This window comes from Sphingobacterium sp. SYP-B4668 (assembly GCF_027627455.1).
Taxonomy (GTDB): Bacteria; Bacteroidota; Bacteroidia; order Sphingobacteriales; family Sphingobacteriaceae; genus Sphingobacterium.
Window position 1 is genome coordinate 4,060,822 of the sequence record NZ_CP115483.1, and the last position, 18,592, is coordinate 4,079,413.

Annotated in this window: 14 protein-coding genes; 7 read left to right on the forward strand and 7 right to left on the reverse strand. The window is 38.9% G+C overall.

All coding sequences use genetic code 11. The features are described from left to right. Positions 1–263 precede the first annotated feature (263 nt). On the forward strand, positions 264–1,229 hold the full coding sequence (locus tag OQ289_RS16560) for a ketopantoate reductase family protein (RefSeq protein WP_270087959.1): 966 nt from the start codon (positions 264–266) through the stop codon (positions 1,227–1,229). 78 nt (positions 1,230–1,307) lie between these two features. Here OQ289_RS16560 and OQ289_RS16565 read toward each other — a convergent pair whose 3' ends face one another. Together OQ289_RS16565 and OQ289_RS16570 are read right to left on the reverse strand one after the other, a co-directional pair. Continuing rightward, complete coding sequence (locus tag OQ289_RS16565; protein WP_270087960.1) at positions 1,308–1,943, reverse strand: DUF2931 family protein; 636 nt, start codon at positions 1,941–1,943, stop codon at positions 1,308–1,310. A 420-nt stretch (positions 1,944–2,363) separates the two neighbouring features. Next, positions 2,364–2,990, reverse strand: a complete 627-nt coding sequence (locus OQ289_RS16570; protein ID WP_270087961.1) for a class I SAM-dependent methyltransferase — start codon at positions 2,988–2,990, stop codon at positions 2,364–2,366. Between the two features lie 357 nt (positions 2,991–3,347). Here OQ289_RS16570 and trpB point away from each other — a divergent pair, with 357 nt between their 5' ends. Then, the gene (gene trpB / locus OQ289_RS16575) at positions 3,348–4,523 is read left to right on the forward strand and encodes a tryptophan synthase subunit beta (RefSeq protein ID WP_270087962.1); all 1,176 of its coding nucleotides are present in this window, start codon (positions 3,348–3,350) and stop codon (positions 4,521–4,523) included. Between the two features lie 77 nt (positions 4,524–4,600). Here trpB and OQ289_RS16580 read toward each other — a convergent pair whose 3' ends face one another. Next, entirely contained in the window at positions 4,601–5,836 is a 1,236-nt protein-coding gene (locus tag OQ289_RS16580; RefSeq protein WP_270087963.1) for a PQQ-like beta-propeller repeat protein, read from the reverse strand. 315 nt (positions 5,837–6,151) lie between these two features. On the opposite strand from OQ289_RS16580, the gene OQ289_RS16585 reads away from it, so the two are divergent. After that, complete coding sequence (locus OQ289_RS16585; protein WP_270087964.1) at positions 6,152–6,370, forward strand: DUF4287 domain-containing protein; 219 nt, start codon at positions 6,152–6,154, stop codon at positions 6,368–6,370. A gap of 97 nt (positions 6,371–6,467) precedes the next feature. On the opposite strand, the gene OQ289_RS16590 is transcribed toward OQ289_RS16585, so the two are convergent. After that, positions 6,468–7,463: a lipoate--protein ligase gene (locus OQ289_RS16590; protein ID WP_270087965.1), complete on the reverse strand. Its 996-nt coding sequence runs from the start codon at positions 7,461–7,463 to the stop codon at positions 6,468–6,470. A gap of 172 nt (positions 7,464–7,635) precedes the next feature. Here OQ289_RS16590 and OQ289_RS16595 point away from each other — a divergent pair, with 172 nt between their 5' ends. Together OQ289_RS16595 and OQ289_RS16600 are read left to right on the forward strand one after the other, a co-directional pair. Then, complete coding sequence (locus OQ289_RS16595) at positions 7,636–8,853, forward strand: FG-GAP repeat domain-containing protein (protein WP_270087966.1); 1,218 nt, start codon at positions 7,636–7,638, stop codon at positions 8,851–8,853. A gap of 73 nt (positions 8,854–8,926) precedes the next feature. Beyond that, the gene (locus OQ289_RS16600; RefSeq protein ID WP_270087967.1) at positions 8,927–9,499 is read left to right on the forward strand and encodes a TlpA family protein disulfide reductase; all 573 of its coding nucleotides are present in this window, start codon (positions 8,927–8,929) and stop codon (positions 9,497–9,499) included. Here the strand turns inward: OQ289_RS16600 and OQ289_RS16605 are convergent. Continuing rightward, complete coding sequence (locus tag OQ289_RS16605) at positions 9,496–10,521, reverse strand: threonine aldolase family protein (RefSeq protein WP_270087968.1); 1,026 nt, start codon at positions 10,519–10,521, stop codon at positions 9,496–9,498. The genes OQ289_RS16600 and OQ289_RS16605 overlap by 4 nt on opposite strands. 547 nt (positions 10,522–11,068) lie before the next feature. Here OQ289_RS16605 and OQ289_RS16610 point away from each other — a divergent pair. Next, positions 11,069–11,848: a response regulator transcription factor gene (locus OQ289_RS16610; protein ID WP_270087969.1), complete on the forward strand. Its 780-nt coding sequence runs from the start codon at positions 11,069–11,071 to the stop codon at positions 11,846–11,848. A gap of 82 nt (positions 11,849–11,930) precedes the next feature. On the opposite strand, the gene OQ289_RS16615 is transcribed toward OQ289_RS16610, so the two are convergent. Beyond that, positions 11,931–13,019, reverse strand: coding sequence for a glycoside hydrolase family 43 protein (locus tag OQ289_RS16615; RefSeq protein WP_052144182.1), 1,089 nt, complete (start codon positions 13,017–13,019; stop codon positions 11,931–11,933). Next, positions 13,009–13,983 (reverse strand): family 43 glycosylhydrolase, encoded by a 975-nt coding sequence (locus OQ289_RS16620; protein ID WP_270087970.1) that lies wholly within the window; start codon positions 13,981–13,983, stop codon positions 13,009–13,011. Before OQ289_RS16620 ends, OQ289_RS16615 begins: the two co-directional genes overlap by 11 nt. Before the next feature lie 343 nt (positions 13,984–14,326). Here OQ289_RS16620 and OQ289_RS16625 point away from each other — a divergent pair, with 343 nt between their 5' ends. Beyond that, positions 14,327–17,449 carry a ligand-binding sensor domain-containing protein gene (locus tag OQ289_RS16625; RefSeq protein ID WP_270087971.1) on the forward strand — a complete coding sequence of 1,041 codons (3,123 nt, stop codon included), beginning with the start codon at positions 14,327–14,329 and terminating at the stop codon, positions 17,447–17,449. The last annotated feature ends 1,143 nt before the right edge of the window (positions 17,450–18,592 follow it).

Sequence of the window (18,592 nt, forward strand, 5' to 3'; positions counted from 1 at the left end):
TATAAACACAAACATACAATAAAATCTACTAAATCAATAGACTTTATTATTTATTTTACATTTCTGTAAACTCACTCTTCCATCAAAGGGTACTCGCAGTACTACCAAACTATTCCATACCAACCATTTTCCTAAATAACGTCCTAGTTAGCACAAGCAAATTACAGCGCTTAGATATCAAGTATTGGACAATATTCCTAGCATTTAATTATGTAAATTTGGGCATTAGCATATTTTTAAGTACACCAATAAGCAAAATCGGTATGATAGATATTCTTATAGTCGGAATTGGGGGCATTGGAGGATTCTTCGGTGGCTTACTCGCCAAGCGGTTCGAAGAAAGCCCGCAAATTAAAATTCATTTTTTAGCTCGTGGGACCAACTTAGATGCAATCAAAAGAGATGGCATTCGAATCCAAGATGGAGAATTGACATTTACCACTCGACCTGCATCCGCATCAGAAACTATTAATCATCTTAAAAAGGTACACTATATCATTTTATGTACCAAAAGCTACGACTTAGAGAACACCGTCAAAATGCTATCCCCCTGTGTAGATGAGACCACTGTTTTCCTGCCCTTGTTAAATGGTGTGGATAGCAAGTATCATATCCAAAAAATATTTCCGTTCAATCTAGTTGCTGAAGGGTGCGCAAACATTATCACAAGACTTACAGCCCCTGGACAAATAGCCTGTTTCTCTACGTTCAAAACGATTACTTTTGGACTCCAAGATGAGCAGGATGCCCGCTTAGATTATTTACATACATTATTTTCAGAAGCCGGTATTAGCGCTCTGTTAACCTCCAATATCTGGAACGCCGTTTGGCTTAAATTTATTTTTATCTCTGCAGCTGCTACCGCCACTTCATATGTCAACAAATCTTTTGGAGAGATTATAAACAACCTCGAATATAGAAAAATCTACACAAGTCTCCTTTCCGAGATTTGTCAACTAGCTGAATTGAAAAATATCAAACTCCCGAAAGATATACAGCAGAAATCAATAGACATCCTTCGTGACGCCCCGCCCACCAATACGACATCCATGCATTCAGATTTCATCAGTAATAAAGGAAATACTGAAGTGGAGTCCCTTACAGGTTATGTTGTAAGAGAAGCCGAACGCTATCAGCTAGACGTACCAACGTACAAAGCTATCTATACTTTCTTATCTAACCCCACTATGCTTATCCACTATCATGGCATTAATCAGTCAACACAATAACAGATAGAATAGTTACAATCCTTCAAGTCAAAATAAGTCGATGTCCCATTTTTGAAACACCCCTTTATGAGGGCATGTTTATAGAAGTTCGTACGCTACGCTATCTTTATAATCCGTTAAATAGTATTGGTTTGCTATATTCGTCCGAATACTATCACTCAGGCTTTTAAACATTTCCCCGATGTATCCCGCTTTGTCGTACTGCTTGATGTAAAATAAATCTCCTTTATTCGGTTCACTTGCCTTAATTTGCGTTCTTAAAAGCAGCTTTGTACCCAAGACATCATTTGTACACCATAGCATCACCCACCCATCATTAGCTATGCCGACACTGAAGGTATTGTATTGCTTTAATTTCTTGTAATCTTTCCAAACTTCCGGTTCAAAGTCTGCAATAGGCAGCACAGCACGATAAAAAGAGGTGTCGACATAGGAGAAATAATTTATATAGAGAGAATCCGGATAGTTTATGAAATTATTATCCACAGATGGATAAAATAACTTCCATGCAAAGTACTCAGCACTCGGATACTCAAAATTTCCAAAATCTTCACTCCGACGATCCTTCAAATATAGTTCTCTGACTTTGATAGGTACAGCCGTAAAACAATGCGTGCTATAATTAACCTTTTGACCTACATTGCGGATAGCGACTACCGATAAGATTGATGTCACGATAATCAATATACAATATACCTTATTCAGAATATTCATAATATCAATTCTTAAAAGCAGCGGCCAATCCGGTTATGTAATAAAAAAATAGTCCAAAGATTATAAGCAAGGCCAATACCAATATTAGAATAATCCCCGCCGCCGACCGCAGCTTAGTTTTGTAGTACAGCATAAAGCTCGATTGCAGTACCAGCATTATTATTAAATAATAAATAGGAACTACAAACTGATCATTTTCCGAAGGAAAGCTAATAACCAAACAAAATAACACCAGCACATACAACACCCCTAACAATCTAACGCTTAATCGTTTCGACTTATCTCCTTCATTTCCAAGTTCCATAATTAATCTCACTTAACATCTTTTAATAATCAGGTTACCATTTGCATCCATATCCGTTTTTTTTCACCTAGATAACGATCAGCACTCCCTCCACCATGACAGCTCCTGCTCCATAATCAAACGTTCTCTTTTCGGCATTTTATCATAAAGAATGGCTGGCTTTCCTGAATGTCTATAATGTCAAATAATCCAGCACCACCAAACTCTGCCTCTATGGAGTCCTTATCGTAGAAAAACATATTTACGCCATCAAATATTTCATAGCGGTCTTTACTAACAAACTTACCCTGTCCATAGCTATGTGCCGCCTTGGATATGGCCGTGAAAATCATATAACCTCCAATACGAAGCTGATTATAGCAATCACGAATTACCTTTTCCCTTTCTCTGCTATCCAACAGATGAATCAAAGCATAGCAAAATATACCATCATATTCCCTTTCATCAAAAGGCATGTCATTTACAGACCCATGGTGAATTACGATTTCTGAATCATAATACTTTTTGGCCATTTCTATAGCGGTATTTGAAATCTCTATTCCGGTTACGGACATTCCGCTTTCTATAAATACTCGCGCATTACGTCCGTAACCAATTCCGGGAATTAAAATATTCCTCAGTGACTTTTGCGCAAACATATCCCTAGCCAATATCGCTGATTTGGCAGGCTCTAATCCCCACATTTCCTTCTTCTCAATAAAGGCTGTCTCCCAAAATTCGGGTCTATCACTTTCTTTTTTCATACTTGCATATTGCTGAATTCTTCTATCAATTACTCTGCTAGAATCACTAAATTAATAATAAATACATGTATGCATGTAAAAAAATCAATTCAAATTTATGACCAATCTTCCAAGAAGACATAATCCCATCCACATCAGTTTCCTCAACATAGACACACAATTTCATTTTTTGATAAATGTATTTTTTGATGTGAAATACGAATGAATAACTTCATCAATAAGGATAGCCTATAGATCGGAAATTTTTATGTAATATTTCCTAAGGACTAGCCTAGACATATTTTAAACTAGTATTTGGCAAAAAAGTAATATATTTAGTGCTCAACAAAAAAAAAAACGATAATCAACAATACCAACATGATAGAAGTAAAACCTAATCCAAAGATGCTGGTGCATCAAGGCACTTATGGAGAATATGGGGGAGCATATATTCCACCCGTCCTAGAAAAACAACTGCAGCAGCTATCTGATTTCTTTGATAAACAAGCTGACACAGACGAATTCAAAACCGAGTTTGTTCAACTTCTAAAGAATTATGTGGGACGACCATCTGCCCTGTTTTATGCTAAGAATTTAAGTGAGTATGTCGGCTCCAAAATCTACTTGAAACGAGAAGATCTTAATCATACAGGTTCACATAAAATAAACAATTGCATCGGTCAGATACTACTCGCTAAAAAGATGGGAGCAAAGGAGATCATCGCCGAGACTGGAGCTGGACAACACGGCGTCGCCACCGCGACCGCCGCCGCATTACTTGGCATACCCTGCAAAGTATTCATGGGTGCAATAGACGTAGAGCGTCAAGCGCTCAATGTACGTCGTATGCACCTATTAGGTGCTGAGGTTATCCCCACAGAGTTGGGAAGTCGCACACTTAAAGATGCAGTCGATGCAGCATTGGGCTATTACATCGAAAATCCAGATTCATTTTACTTACTTGGTTCACATGTCGGGCCCCACCCCTACCCCAAAATGGTAGGTTATTTTCAATCAGTAATAGGTCAAGAAGCCAGGCAACAGATTTTGGATTTTGAAAATCGATTACCAGACAGCATTTTTGCATCCGTCGGTGGGGGATCCAATGCAATTGGCCTTTTTTCAGCCTTCTTAGATGATACTGAGGTCGAAATTCATGGTGCCGAGGGTGGTGGTGACGGGCAGTACCCAAACACCGCAGCTACCCTCACATTCGGAAAGCCCACTGTATTCCAAGGAACTAAATCCTATTGCCTTGTAGATGCCGAAGGGAATCCTATCCCATCTAAATCGATAGCAGCAGGATTAGATTATCCCGGTATATCTCCCCAGCATGCTTTCCTCAAAGATTCAAATAGAGCCAAATATTATCCTGTCACAGATCAAGAAGCTGTATCAGCATACAAACTATTGTCAAAACTTGAAGGCATCACCACAGCCATAGAAAGTGCTCACGCTGTAGCTTTAGCAATCAAACTACTTAAAAATAAAAATTCGTTGGCTATCGTCAATGTATCTGGACGCGGCGATAAAGATGTCGAGCGCGATATGTAAGGAATCAAGGGGGATATTACAGTCCCCCTTAATTCAGTTTTGATCCATCAGCATTTCATATTATCCATTCACTGAAATTACTCCAACGCATACACCGCACCATCTGCCGAACCGAAGTAAAGCGTTCTTCCCTCAATCCAAATCGTCGAAAAAATACTCCCCATTTTCAAATAATCCGCAAATAGCAGATTGACATCGTAGTTGTACGTTCTATCCAAATCCGATTTTAGCTTACCTGTCCGATCAAAGAATTGCGCGCTGTTTATTTTTCCAGCATCTGTTTGAAAAATGGAGCTAATTCCCCCAGTCGCAAGATCTAGTTTATATACTACTCCATTAAGAGCTCCAAAATAGGCGCACTTACCAGATATGGAAGCACTACTAAAAACATTTATAGGAACGTTGGGCTCATAAATCATCCCTCCGTAATCTTTATCCATGACCAACACACTGTAAGAGTCTGACATGGTAGCAATCAATTGCTTCCCCCCAAGACTCGGCACACTAGGCCAGCTTCCATGTTGATGATCCACCCAATGCCCTCCACCATCCTTAATCTTTAATGCATACAGATTAAAATCTCTAGATCCAAAGTATACTGTGCTGTCTGAGACGGTAGCATGAAATTGAATCTCCCCGAGAGGAAAGTAATGTTGCCCTATTGTATTGAATTTCCAACGCAATTGACCATTGGTTTCTAAGCAATAAAAAACACCATCAAAGCTTCCAATCAGTACAGCATCTTCTGTCAATGTAGGTGATGCATGTACTATTCCCCCTGTTTTAAACTTCCATTTCAACGCACCGGTCTGCACATCCAATGCATATATATGTCCATCTCCACAACCAAAATAAATCATTCCACCTTGTATTGCCGGAGACGATTGATAGTAATCCCAGGTATCGTAGAATTTTTCACCCTCCGTCTTAAATTCCCATTGCAGCAGTCCAGAATCAGCATCCAGTGCATAGAAAATCCCATCGCTAGAAAGGAAAAATACTCGATTGGAGGCAATCGCGACTGACGATCGTACTTCACCATTAGTTTTAAATTTCCAAAGCAACTTTGCGTCGATTTTATCGAGTGCATATAAGTTACTGTCACATGAGCCAATCAGCACCATATCTCCAAACACTACAGGAGAGGAGAATATTTTCCCTTCCGTTTGGAATTTCCATTTGAGAATAGGCCTATCCTTTACCGAATCTATACTAGTAAAATTTTGTCGATTCGCCGATCGCGCAAGCTGCTGTCCATAAATGCCTTTTCCACCCACGAGCAAAAAAGCAATAAAAATCAGTATCCTAAACATAAAAAGAGGTTAATAATTGGCTAATAATCACTAATCTAACAAAATAAACATAAAAGCCAAATCCTTAAACCGTTACATTTCCTTATCAAAAAGCAAATCTACCTAAACCATACACTAGCATTCGTTTTTGTATTATACCCAGATTTAAAAAAAAAATATCTTTATAAATCAAAGCGTTCCTTACATTTACGGTAACAGATAATCCACTTTTTTCGGAACCTGTCAACAAGCCGCTAGGACAGCTCCCTAACGATTAAAAAGCTCATTGCGGATACTTTGTACACAACATTATAAACGAACGCAAAACAAAGAATTATGTCTTTTCAAGCATATCTGGACAACGTCCAAGAGAAAACAGGAAAATCTCCTACTGATTTTGAAAAACTTGCCGAACAAAAAGGTTTTGTCAGCAAAGGAGAAATAGTAAAAGGAATCAAACCCACAGAAATTATCAATTGGCTCAAAAACGATTTTAACATAGGACATGGCCATGCTACAGCAATATATGCCTACATCAAGGGAAAACGAACATAAGCATCTTCTAACGCGGCTAGATATTCTCTTAAGAAATTATTGGTCGATATCTGATAAATCAACACCAACAAATCCAATCCAGCGCAAGGCCATAGAATTACTTAAATAAATCAAGGATTTCATCTTGATTGACTTTCCCAAAATATGCCGTTAAATCTATCCTATCGAATAGTTGTGCAATACGCTCAAGACTATGTTTCTGACCAATCAATACCTGTTCCAAATCTTCTATGGGCAGAGATGCAAAGAAGTCTCCAAATATTTTTGCCTTACGGATGAAGCCTTTATCCACGTCCAGATGTATTTCTATAAATCCAGCCGGTATTTTGACAGCCTTTTTGAAATTATAATGGGGAGAAGTGCCAAAGTTCCAGTCCCATGTTTCATACTTTTCCTTCACCAACTTTTCAATGCTCTGAATATCTTCCTCATTGAACTCATATATCTGAGCGTCCACGTTATTTTTTAAGATTTCAGCAATTAATCTCCTTTTTAGTATCGTTATTGTTGTATTCTCGGGTAGGTATTCAATAAGATTTGTCACTCTTGCTCTATTAGATTTGACAGCCTTATCGACAAATTTTAACGGGTTGACCTGCAATGCATCCACCAATACCTGCATTTCCGAGTCAAATAATATAGTACCATGTTGAACCATCTTCCCATTTTTTGCAAACTTAGCATTGCCACTAAATTTTTTACCCGCTACCAGTAAATCGTTCCTACCTTCCAATTTAGCAGGTACGTCCATACTGTTCAACACGTTTACAACGGGCTGAGTAAATGTAGAAAAATCCATAAAATCATTAGATTCCAATAATGTGTGGAACGAAAAATTCAGATTCCCCATATCGTGGTATACAGCACCTCCTCCCGACATTCTCCTCACCACTTTAATATTTTGTTGGTTTACGTAATCTAGATTGATTTCAGCAAGCGTATTTTGAAATTTACCAACGATTATAGAAGGAGCATTGATATAAAGAAGAAAGATATCAGCCTTTGGATATTTGTACAACAAGTACTCCTCCGAAGCAATATTGAAAAAGGCATTATGGGATGGAGAGTCAATGATTAGCATACGATTTGTCATTTTCACAAATTTAGCAAGTTTTTATTGATTACGGGATCCTTTGACCGTTTAAACACCTTTGCACGGTACGTACTATATCAACAGAATTAAAGTACGTTCTACACTTTCCAATATTTCTTCTCCACAAAACGATAATTATGTGTATATTAACATTTACCAACTCAAAAAATCTATGAACACTTATTTCAAACAGTCACTAGGTTCGGTCTATATTTTGGTAACCATTTGCTTTTCCCAAGACCTCTTTGCACAGAATACGTATTTCAAAGACGTCACATCCAGTCATCTTCCCCAAGACGCCAAAACCCATGCATTAGATGTTGTACTTCTCGATGTGGATGGTGATGGTGATTTAGACATGGTGCTAGCATTAGAGTCACAACCCAATAGGCTGTACCTCAATGATGGCAAAGGAATCTTTACATGGAAGAAAGGCGCTTTTGCCGAGAAAAATCATGATACCGAACATGTGCGTACTGCTGATTTCGACCACGACGGTCACTTGGATTTGATTTTTGTTGCCGAAGATGATCAGAACCATGAGTACTATCTAGGTCGTGGGGATGGCACCTTTACAGATGTATCTGATCGGCTACTTGGAAAAAGTGAAGCAAATGGATTAGATGTAGCCGACGTTAATGGAGATGGGTTTGCGGACATTGTTATCGGTAATTCTGGAGATAAACCCCAAAATTTCCTCTGGATAAATAATCCTGATCGTCCGGGACACTTTATAGATCGCACCATGACCTCTCTGCCTCAGATTTCTGACCAAACCCAATCGGTCAAATTGGTTGACTTAGATGGTGATGGACATATCGACATGGTATTAGGCAATGAAGCACCTCCAAACCGCCTATTATTCAACGACGGAAACGGTAATTTTATAGAGCATAACGCAGGATTACCTCATGATGTACCCCTACACACGCGTGAAGTCATAACCTTTGATGCAAATGGAGATGGAAGACTTGATTTGCTTTTTGCAAACCTAACTAGCAATGGTGGGGCGCATGACAAAGACCCTCGCGCACGATTATTCATCAATCACGGTAATCGCCGTTTTATCGATGAGACCACCTCTCGAATGCCGCAGCACTCATTTTCCACCTATGCTGCCACAGCTATGGATTTTGACAAAGATGGGCATATGGATATCATTCTCAGCGCAATCAAGATTCCTCCCTTTGAGGAAATGCAAGTTCAGGCCTTAAGAAATGATGGGACAGGTCACTTTTCATTCGCTACAAAAGACGTCATTCCAAAAGAAACTAGGGGTAGAAGCTGGGGCATTGCTATTGGAGATGTCAATGCAGATGGAATTGACGACATAGTGATTGGCGGGTGGGGCTCACAGGTACGTCTCCTACTAGGACAAGTACCGGAATAAATAATTTCGACCCAATAGAAATCATTTATCATAAATATCTTATACTTTTATAACACATCAGCACGTAACCGATATGATTAAAAACACCCTGCTAGTACGTTTGTTTTCCACTATGCTTTGCATGCTATCTCTGCTGTCATATGGACAAGAATCAAATAACGGAAAGAAGCTATGGGCCAAATCTATACTCAATGAAAAAGCCCCAACATTGCATGTTGAAGAGTGGCTGTCAGCCCCCCCGCAAAACGAAGGGAAATTTCTATTAATTGATTTTTGGGCCACATGGTGCGGTCCTTGTCGCGCAGTGATTCCAGAATTGAACGAGTGGCACAAAAAATACGGTGACCGCATTAATATCATTGGTATATCTGATGAGACAGCCGAAAAGGTCAAATCCAATAAGCAAATTCAAATTGACTATTTCAGTGCGATAGATACCAAAGCTGTCTTAAAAAACAACTTAGAAGTAAAAGGCATACCCCACTGTATAATCGTGGATCCAGATGGCATTGTCCGTTGGGAAGGATTCCCAACATTAGAAGGTCACCAGCTCACTGAAAAAGTACTAGAAAACATCCTGCTCAAATATTCCAAGAGATATCAATCCGACAACTCGGAGACCGCACTAGCACTTAATCATTTTTAAAGATTATTCAGGTCCTTGATAAATTCATCGACCTGACTTTCTTCCGTTGCCCAAGATGTAATCAGTCGAATAGCTGATTGATGCTCATCAACTACTTTCCAGACAAAAAAGTCATACTTTTGGCTTAAAATATCAATATATGCCTTTGGCAAAATCGGAAAAATTTGATTTGTTGTTGAAGGTGTCAAAAACGGATATCCATTTGCTTTGATAGCAGATCCAATTTTCGTCGCCATTTCATTAGCCCGTCTTGCCAATGAAAAATAGAGATCATCCTTGAAAAGTTCAACAAATTGAATACCTAATAACCTTCCTTTAGCCAACAGCGCTCCCCGCTGCTTTAGGATATAATCAAATTCCGAAGCAAGGTCCGGTTTATTAAAGACTATAGCCTCCCCCATTAAAGCTCCATTTTTCGTTCCCCCAATGTAAAAAACATCGGTTAACCGAGAGACGTCAGATAAAGTCAGATTATTCCCCTCGGCCGTCAAAGCATGTCCCAATCTAGCTCCATCCAAAAAAAGATATAATTCTCTCGAATTACAATAAGCAGATAATTGCTCCAAGTCTTCTTTTCTATAGAGCGTCCCTATCTCGGTCGAGTTAGAAATATAAACCATTTTAGGCTTTACCACATGAGGTCGCATGGCATACTGCTGCAATACCAGCTCGATATCCGATGGGAGCAGCTTTCCATCTCTAGTTTCAACAGGGATTACCCGATGTCCGGTAGCTTCTATAGCGCCGGTTTCATTCGCATAGATATGCCCTGTCTTCGCGCTGATGACTGCTTCATGTGTTCTTAATAAAGAAGCAATAACCAAAAGATTCGCCTGTGTACCCCCCGAAACAAAAAAAACAGCAGCGGCTGAGTGATTCATCTTTTGTCTCAGCAAATCTTTTGCTAGACTGCAATAAATGTCCTCTCCATATCCTATCTGCTGCTCTAGGTTCTTATCTACCAGTGCCTTAAGAATATTAGGGTGTGCACCTTCCGAATAATCATTTTTAAAACTATACATTGCGATACCGTAAATTTTATCCGTGCAAAAGTAAAGAATATAATTCGACCTATATTATCCACATCGGCAATTCGTACACCACTGCCCCTATCCCTCCGAACCTTTATTGACCATAATATATCCTTTGTCCCATATATAGGGACAATAAAGTCAACACGCATACCACTCTCGGCTCAAATGAAACAATAAAGCCGCACCACCCTCGCCCTTGACAAATTGATACATATTAATAAACAATTGAACAGTTTATATCAACATATTTGGTTATTTTGCTCTTTAGAATAACCATCGCACAGTAACATTATGATTCAAAGAATTATCGCACTGCTGAAGGCTGTGCTAACTCCGTTTATTGAACAACCAAAGAGCCAATTGATTGATTTTCGTAAAGGAAGTGTCCGTTAAAAAAATAACCCTAGCAATCCAATTAAAAAAACAAGTCGCTTCAATTCACCATCTCAGTTCGTTTTCATAATTGCAGATGAGGAGCCTATCAAAAAACAATTAATATTGGTATATTCGTGTACCCAAACCATTTATATCTCTTATGCACAATCACGCCACATCTCGCTCGACTATACTTATAGCCGATGACCATCAAGATATACTCGATTTCATTGCCGAAGTCTTAGGAGACAGTTATATCATCGTTAAAGCCAATAATGGGCAAGAGGTGTTGGATTACTTATCCGAACACGCTGTTGACCTCATTGTAAGTGACATCATGATGCCATATATCGATGGATATGAACTCTGTACCAAACTAAAGGAGGATATTACCTACTCTCACATTCCATTTATTATGCTGACAGCAAAAATAAGTCTTCAATCCAAGATTGAAGGGTTAAAGTACGGAGCCGATGCCTACATAGAGAAACCCTTTTCCCCTTCTTTTTTACAAGCTCAGATTGATAGCCTCTTGCGTAACAGAAGACATGTAAGGGAACATTATAACAAATCTCCGGTAGCACCCCTACAGAGTATCGCTCTTAACAAATCCGACCAAGCATTTCTTGAAAAACTCAACATGTTGATATTAAAGAATATTTCAGAACCATGCTTAAGCGTTGATATGCTTGCTGACAATATGAATATGAGTCGTCCAACATTATATCGAAAAATAAAGGCCGTCTCAGACCTTTCCCCTAATGAATTGATTAATATCACTAGATTGAAGAGAGCGGCTGAACTGTTACTAGACGGCGGTTACAAAATTTATGAAATATCCACTATGGTAGGATTCAATTGGCCTTCTCACTTTACTCGTAATTTTCAAAAACAGTTTGGTGTTGGTCCTAAGGAGTATGTCGAAGTAAAAGTCTCATAACCCTCATCCAAGAATAGCAAACCCCTCAAAAATATATTTTTGAGGGGTTTGCTATGTACTATCTGAGAAAAAAAGGCCCGTTTCACTGAGGCTTGACAGTCGGTCCCTCCACAATCAGTTGACCGCTAGGTAAAATCTTCAATTCATCTAAAAACACTAAGCGCTGACTTCCAGTTTTAGCTGTACGTGCATGGTATACACACCATACTTTGCCTTCTTTATCTTTCAATATACTGTTATGCCCTGTTCCCGAAACGATTCCTCCATTTGGGGTGTTTTTCTGTAATATGGGGTTCGTTGAAGACTTCTCGAATGGCCCCAGTGGGTTCGAGGCTGTTGCGTAGCCCACAGCATAATTCTCTCCTCCGAAATGATTAGCAGAGTACATCATGTAATAAAGCCCATTATGCTTAAACAGATATGAGCCTTCTGTCCATCTTCTATTCACTTCACCTGAAGTCACAGATCTACTCTCCCATTCAGACTGTTTATCAGCCAGCGAGACAGGAGGGCGTAACAACAATTTAGGCTCACCTATGACATGTGAAAAATCTGCTGCAAGCTCTACTCCATATATCCAGCTTTCTTCTATCTCATCAAACATTCCCTTCTGCTTCGCCCAATCTGCAATTTCAGATTGAACTGGATTTTTATAACAACATCTGGAATAATAAAGATACAACCGTCCATCTTCAGCGAAGTACACGTTCCCGTCAATGATTGGATATCCCGGGTCAAATAGCGGACTACCTGTCATATCTATAAATGGACCTGTAGGACTCGTTGATATAGCAATACCAATCCGATAATTTTCCAGTTCCTCATTAGGATTATCTTTCCAATGCGCACTATAAAACATATAGTACTTACCCCCTCGCTTATATACTTCAGGAGCCCAGAAATCTTTCGTTCCCCAGCCTTTTTCTTGTCGAGCTGTGTACACAGTACCTTGGTTCTCCCACTGCTTTAAATCCTTGGATGCATAGGCCACAAAGCCATTTTCCACTCCTCCAGTGCCGTACATATAATAGCAATCCGTATCTTTATCATAAAGCACAAATGGATCTCCAAAAGCAACATCCAACGGATTGTTTGATTGGGCATGTACCGTTGAGAAAAACAGCAACCAGCAACCAATCAATAAGGATACTCGTAAATTTTTAGTTATCATATTTCATCTTTTTAAATACAGGACTATCATCCAAGGATTGACTCGGTTCCCCGGTGCCGATCACTGGCCATCCTTCTGTCCATACAACTTTATCTAACATCAGCATACGTCGACTAGCACCACCCGATACCTTTCCATTACTTTTTTCAATGGCATGGTAAAGTAACCAATCCGTCCCCTCATCATCTTTTATAATCTTACTATGATGTCCTGGTCCTACAATTTTATCACTTCCCTTGAGCACCAGTGTTCCCGCCCCCCGCGTGTTGATATCTTTACCCGATCGATCTAAATAAGGCCCCTTCAACGATTTAGATCGGGCCACCAATACATGGTACTTACTATTTGCACCCTCGCAACAACTCCCTTTTGACCCAAATAAATAGTAATATCCGTCACGTTTGTGAATCATCGCTGCCTCCCAATCTCCAGCCGCTACCTTAAATTTTTCTTGCAGGTCATGCACACCAGTCCCATCGGATGTAAGAGGGATACCATGTATCCCTTGCGAAACACCCTCTCCAAAGCTCCCCCAGAATAAAAATTTGTCATCTCCCTCTTCAAACAAGGATGGATCGATAGAATTCGGCACCTCGACCTCACTACTCACAAATAATTTACCCTTATCCACAAAAGGTCCTCCTGCATTTGCTGATACAGCCAATCCAATCCCAGGATCGGGATCACCCCAAAGCGAGTAAGAGTAATACAAGATATACTGATCATTTATCTTGTTGATATCTGGTGCCCATAGACCACCTCGATCCTTCCAGTTAGGCTTATCTTTAAACACATTATCAACCTCCGTCCAATGAATTAAATCTTCCGACCGCAAAATAGGCATCAAACGATTTCCTTTACCATCTCCCCAATTATCTTCGGTTCCATATGCATAAAAATAGCCTGTTTGCTCATCCCTTATGACCGTAGGATCTGCCAAAATAGGTTCAAATACCGGATTCATGTATTGACTTCTTTTATAGCTGCTAGTTTCTACATTAGCTTTAGGTTCAAATACCCCACACGAATACGTCGCTGACAATATCCCAATCGAATAGAACAAAAAACTAAAGCCTTTTCTTATTTTTATAACCATATTCTACTGTACATACCATGGATTCTCTATACATCCCAAGCCTATCAACCTAGGTTTCTGTATTTTTCCTTAGCCTTTGTAAATCTTATATATATTTTTGTTTATAATTGCACTGGATCCCAACTACAAGTCCAGTATAAAACAAAGGTGTAAATTACACTTTGTATAAAATTGCCTTTTTTATTCAAAATAAACCCAAATTGTATCATTCATGAGAATTAAGTTATTTTTAGTTCAGACTTGTCTTCCTATTCTCACATTCTTATCCATTTGGACACCCGCTGTTCAAGCACAATTATACTATTTCAATCATTTTCAAGTAGAACATGGACTTTCCAACAATGCCGTCTTATCTAGCGCTCAAGACAAAAATGGTTTTATGTGGTTCGGCACGCGAGATGGCTTGAATCGGTTTGATGGCTATAATTTCAAACATTTTTACGCCGACACCGATAACGAAAATGGGCTTGGCAGTAACTACATCCATAGTATTGCCATCAATAGACATAATCTAATCTGGATTGGCACGGACCAAGGGGTATACATATTCGACCCCAAAACCGAACAATTCAATCGTTTAAAAGAAATGGTTAACAGGGAAATCCTTAGGATTGAAGAAGATCCCGACGGCAATATGTGGTTTATTGCTAACAATGAACTATTTTGTTATCTCATTGCCGAAAAAAAAATTATTCAAAAAACCCATATACGTAAATATCAAGTCTCAGGTTTTTGTTTTGACAATCATAATCAGGTTTGGATTGGCGACGGCAAAAACCTTTTTTGTTTAACCAATAATACCTCCTATCCGCTCCCCATTCAATCCCCCCTTCCTACTGAAATAAAAAGACTATATACCGACCGTCAACATAACATTTGGATAGGCACGTCCAAAGAAGGCCTATTCCACTACAATCACAAAAACCATCAGATCCGCCAAGTCATCGCCAGCAATCGCAATTCACCATTGTACATCCGGGATATTCTACAAGTCAACGATACCGCCGTGTGGGTTGCATCGGAATCAGGGCTGTATATCTGTGATCAACTTGGCACAAAGTACAACCTATTAAAACGTGAAAAGGACAACCCATGGAGTCTTGCAGACAATGCTATTTACACGCTTTCCAAAGATCACCAAGATGGATTATGGGTAGGTTCCTATTTTGGAGGAATCCACTATTTCCATCCACAACACACCTATTTCCAAAAAATATTCCCGCGGGCCACACCTAATTCACTACAGGGTCACGCCATTCGTGAAATCGTAGAAGACCATCAGCATAACCTTTGGATAGGCACCGAAGATAATGGACTCACTTTTTGGGATTATCGCAACAATCAATTCAGTACATTAAATCAAGATACACAGCTTGCACATAGTAATATCCACGGATTGGCGATAGCTGGAGATAGCCTCTTAGTAGGAACGTTTCACCAAGGGATGGATGTTGTCAATGTTAAGACCAAAAAAATCATTAAACATTTCAACAACAAGAATACAAATGGAAAGCTGGGTGACAACTTTGTTTTCTCGATTTATCGTACACGTGCTGGCCGAATACTCCTAGGCACCTCTCGAGGTGTATATGAGTTTTTTCCGGGTAAAGACGAATTTCAGTTCTTAAAACCCCTGAAACGTCATATTTTTCACACCTCCATATATGAAGATCGCGCTGGGAATATTTGGTTCACAACTTGGCGTGACGGACTCTTCAAACTATCGCCTTCCACTGGTGACCTTGTCCGTTTTACCCATGATACCAAGGACCCCCAATCGCTCAACAGCAATAGAGCTACACGTGTATTCCAAGATTCGAAGGGTACGATTTGGGTGGCTACCGAAAATGGAATCGCCATATGGAACCCAATTACCGACAAATTCCATCGCATTACCAAGAAAGATGGGCTTCCCAGCAATTTGATTCTAGGATTCGAAGAAGATGACAACGAAAATTTATGGATCAGCACTTCTCGTGGACTAGTTAAGATGGATATCCATCGAAATCATATCGAATTATTTGATACCGAGTTGGGACTACTAGATCTCCAGTTCAATTACAATTCAGTATTCAAAGATGCTAAAGGATACCTTTACTTCGGATCCTCACGAGGTTTGATTCGCTTTAAGCCCGAGTTGATGTCCGATCATTTTAAAAGTAATTCATTAGCCCCTCTTTATATCACCGGTATCCAGACCCATCAGCGCGAACTCACCATTGGAGGCAAAGAAGGAAATCTGAGCCAAGCAGTTATATACACCAACCAATTAGCATTAAATCACGACGAATCTACCATTAGTTTAGATTTTGCAGCTTTAAACTTCGTATCCGCCAAGTCTACCTCTTACCGCTATAGATTAGTAGGTCTCGATTCTTCTTGGACAATCTTACGCAACCATAGCAAAGCCTATTTCACTAAAGTACCACCAGGTAATTATACTTTTGAGGTTGTAGCGACAGATGCCAATGGTGTCCCTATATCCGAACAAAAAGCATTACAGATTACCATCAATCCTCCTTTATGGGCGAGTACACCTGCATTTATCACCTATATTATTCTTGCTTCCGCCTTCATATGCTATGCGATATACAGCTATGACAGCCGTATTAAAGAGAAAAATAGACGACGTCTGGCCATCATCAAAACGCACAATGAAGAGGAGCTGTACAAAGCAAAAATGGATTTCTTTATGCGAATCACACATGATATCAAGACGCCGTTGACCTTAATAAAAGGGCCATTAGAATGGATTTTGAATGGCGCCGACAAAGAGAATACGAACAAATGGTTGCATACCATTCATCAAAACACCGAAAAACTTATCACATTGACTGACAACCTGTTGGATTTTAAAAAAATCGAAAGCAATGACTTCTCCTTGCAACTTCAATTTGAAAACATTAGTAAACTTGTTGAAATCTGCATCCAAGAATTTAAACCACTGATTGAAAACAAGAAGATTGACATTCAAATTGACCTTGATGAGCAAATCAATGCCAATATCGACATCGAAACCATTTATAAGATTATTTCCAATCTATTACACAATGCCGTTAAATATGCCGATAAGGTCATCGTCATCAGTCTTTATCAGATCCCTAAAGAAGAGATTTTCTGTATTGCGGTCAAAAATGATGGAGCATTGTTAACCGAAGAAGAGATCCAGCAAATTTTTAAACCTTTTCAGCGTGCATCATCCCACTACAGGATCAAAGGCTCAGGACTGGGACTAGCCCTTACCCATTCCTTTGCTACACTTCATGGAGGTTCACTACAATATGTCCAAAATGAAGAACGTCTAAACATATTCCTATTAAAAATCCCATTGTAATACCACCCTACTCCATACCCCCTTATTCCTTAAAAGTTAGTCCGCCAGGTCCAGATTTGCAGACCTGGCACTTGTCGTACCCTCGACGTAATTAGATTCGGAAGTTCCATCACCTATGATACAATTTGATAATTTATTGATCGAAATAGATATTTTTTTCTATCAGATTACATAGACATTTGACTAACGATTAATTTAAAAACCGATTATAAGCAAGAAGTAATCAAATACTTAGAGCCTGTTTAAAAATTCATAAAAGAAACCATCGTTCGATGGCTGAAACTTTAAGGGCTAAGACGGAAACAAAAAAGTGAAAGAAGTAAAAAGAAATACAATTTTGGATACCTCTTAAAAATAGGAATGAGAACCCATGAGAACAGTAGGGAATTTAAGCCTATCAGCAAACGATTGGATGTAGAGAGAGCGTATTCATAGTTCGATAATGACCCTGGAGTTTGCAGAAACAATGGTCAAATTATTCGTCTTAAAATTATTATTGACCAAAATTTAAACACGCTCTTAAGTATAAATGTCGACTATTTTCGTTAAACCTCTAAGGTGTGATAGCTCCAATAAATTACAGTAATCTAGTGTAGATCTCGGTGTGCAGGATATTTCTAAATTCAATGATATGAAGCTTTTTTTATAATTTATTTTCTACTCTGATATAAGAATAATAATCAAACTGAATAACTAAAACGTTTTCGCAAATAAAAATCGATCAAATAGAGCAGTGAAATTTTAAATTTTATAATATTGTGCTAACCAAATATAAATTAAAGCCTAGAAATGAAATATAAACCTTGAAACATCATGTTTTATACGATACAGCACAAGGCTTTTTTAAGTAGAAAACCAATTAATTATGTGTAAGATAAAATCAATTATTTATACTTCAATAACAATTCAATTAGTCATTGCAAGAAATGTTCTACCCGCACAAGTATTCGAGAAATCGGCTTTCGGACGTGTTAAGGAATGAAGGGGAGAGGTGTTTTGGTAGGTGTAAGCATTGTTGTGAAATGTAGCTCTACAAATGAGAAAAGTGAATTTGCGATTGAAATCGAAGACGACCACCAGCAATATTCGTTTTTCTTTTAAGAGTTATTCTTCTCATGAAATGATTGCCAATAATCAAACGAA